This is a genomic window from Moorena sp. SIO4E2 (genome assembly GCF_010671945.1).
GTDB classification, from domain to species: domain Bacteria; phylum Cyanobacteriota; class Cyanobacteriia; order Cyanobacteriales; family Coleofasciculaceae; genus Moorena; species Moorena producens.
Map to the genome: position 1 here is coordinate 1 of NZ_JAAHIE010001019.1, position 1,921 is coordinate 1,921.

General features: G+C 45.3%; 3 protein-coding genes. All 3 read left to right on the forward strand.

The window, feature by feature from the left end; all coding sequences use genetic code 11:
* Positions 1-175 precede the first annotated feature (175 nt).
* Complete coding sequence (locus F6K37_RS40120; RefSeq protein ID WP_154659787.1) at positions 176-343, forward strand: hypothetical protein; 168 nt, start codon at positions 176-178, stop codon at positions 341-343.
* Positions 318-1,292 carry a hypothetical protein gene (locus F6K37_RS40125; protein ID WP_008184362.1) on the forward strand — a complete coding sequence of 325 codons (975 nt, stop codon included), beginning with the start codon at positions 318-320 and terminating at the stop codon, positions 1,290-1,292. The genes F6K37_RS40120 and F6K37_RS40125 overlap by 26 nt, the downstream gene beginning before the upstream one ends.
* A partial coding sequence (locus F6K37_RS40130) for a phage baseplate assembly protein V (protein ID WP_287256847.1) occupies positions 1,289-1,921 on the forward strand: 633 nt, incomplete at its 3' end. The genes F6K37_RS40125 and F6K37_RS40130, both read left to right, overlap by 4 nt.

Below are 1,921 nucleotides of genomic sequence, written 5' to 3' on the forward strand. Positions count from 1 at the left end.
TATGGGTGATGGGTGATGGGGAATAGGTAATAGGTAATGGGGAATGGGTAATGGGGTGCATCTCATTTTTGCCGTTTGACCAGATGGTGCGTTACGGGACGGATTGTCCTAACACTGGCTACCAATACAATAATGGCTCCCCCGTCCCTAACGCACCCTACGAACATTTACAAAAGTGAGATGCACCCCATTACCCATTCCCCATTACCTATTACCTATTCCCCATCACCCATCACCCATTACCCATTACCCATTACCTATTACCTATTACCTACTACCTACTACCTATTACCTATTACCTATTACCCATTCCCCTGATGTTAAAAATTGGTTACACCATTAAAATTGGTAGCGTTGTCTGTAACGCAGGGCAACAAACGCAGCTCATTGAGTTGCGATCGCATAGTGAGTTAACTATTCCGGTGAATACCTGCTGTCTTGTTCTAGGGTTGCCACAGGGTTTAACTATCAGTCCAGAAGAGCTGGTATCGGTGGAATTGGGCGATGAGAATAAGCAAACGTTAGTCTTTACCGGTAAGGTTAGTAGGGTAGACTGGAGCATTGACCGTGTCAGGATTGAGGCTGCCAGCACTTTTGGGAGTTTAACCGCAGCTCGGTTAAATCGGGTTTACGAAAAACCGAATGCTGGGGATATTGTCAAAGATATTCTCAAGTGGGGCAAGGTGAAGGTGGGGCAAGTGGAGAATGGTCTGAAATTTTCGGTCTATGGGGTGGGAGATTTGATGTCAGCTTATGACCATCTCGAAACTTTAGCACAACAATGTGGCTTTGATTTCTATGCCAACACCCAAGACAAAGCTGTATTTGCTAAATATAAACCTGCCAGTAGCCATCAATTCAAGTATGGGGAAGACATTCTGGCCTTGGAATTGGAGCAACCCCATCCTGGGGTTGAGAAGGTGGAAATTTATGGAGAAAGTCCCAGCAGTCAAGGACAAGGAGAACAGGCGTACTCTTGGCTAACCAAAAAGGAGGTTAAGGGTACTGCTGGTTCCGGTTCTGGTATCACTACTCTACGACTGACTGACCCCACAGCTCGTACCCAGGCAGTTGCTCAGAAAATGGCTGAGGCGGTTTTGGCTAAGCAGCGCCAGAAGCAACGGGGTGAAATTAAGGTGCTAGGTAATGCTAATGTCAAGCTAGGAGATGAGATCAAGGTGTCAAAAATGCCGATGGCTACCCTGAATGGTAGCTTCAAAGTGACGGGAGTAAGCCACCGTCTCAATCGCCGTAGTGGTTTTTGTACTGTAATTGATTGGGAGGAAGTGTGACAGACTCGATTGTTGGAGTAATGCAGAAAGTTGCTCAGCAGGAAGCACGTAAAGTTTACACTACTGAGTTGGGCATTGTGACAGCGGTGTTTCCCCATACCTCTGAGAGTGACAAGGACAACTACCAATGTTCAGTTAAGTTAAAGAACAAAAAACAGCCAGACGGCAAAGACTTTGAACTGCGGAAAGTGCCAGTAGCAACTCCCCATTTAGGACTGGTTAATATTCCCAATGTGGGAGATTTGGTGTTAGTTACCTTTATTGGGGGTAATCTCAATGCTCCTGTGATTATTGGTCGGCTCTACAATGACCAAGACCAACCCCCTGTCAACAAAGAAAAGGAATTCTACCTACAAAATAACCTGAAAGAGGGGGGTAGTTTTAAAATTGATCAGGAGGGGGTAGTTACTGTTACTAGTAAAAATGAGAAGCAGGTGATTACTGTCGATGATCAGAAAATTGATCTCACCAACGAAAAGTGCCATGTCACCCTGGAAGGAGGAGATGCCACCCTGAAAAATGAAAAATGTACTGTGGCTTTATCTGGTGGTAATATCACTATTGATAACGGCACCTGCAAGATTAAAGTTGAAAGTGGCGGCATCACCATTGATGCAGCTAGCTCTAAT

Coding starts and splice junctions, on each gene's coding strand:
- F6K37_RS40125 (WP_008184362.1), top strand. CDS start 318: ATGTTAAAAATTGGTTACACCATTAAAATTGGTAGCGTTGTCTGTAAC.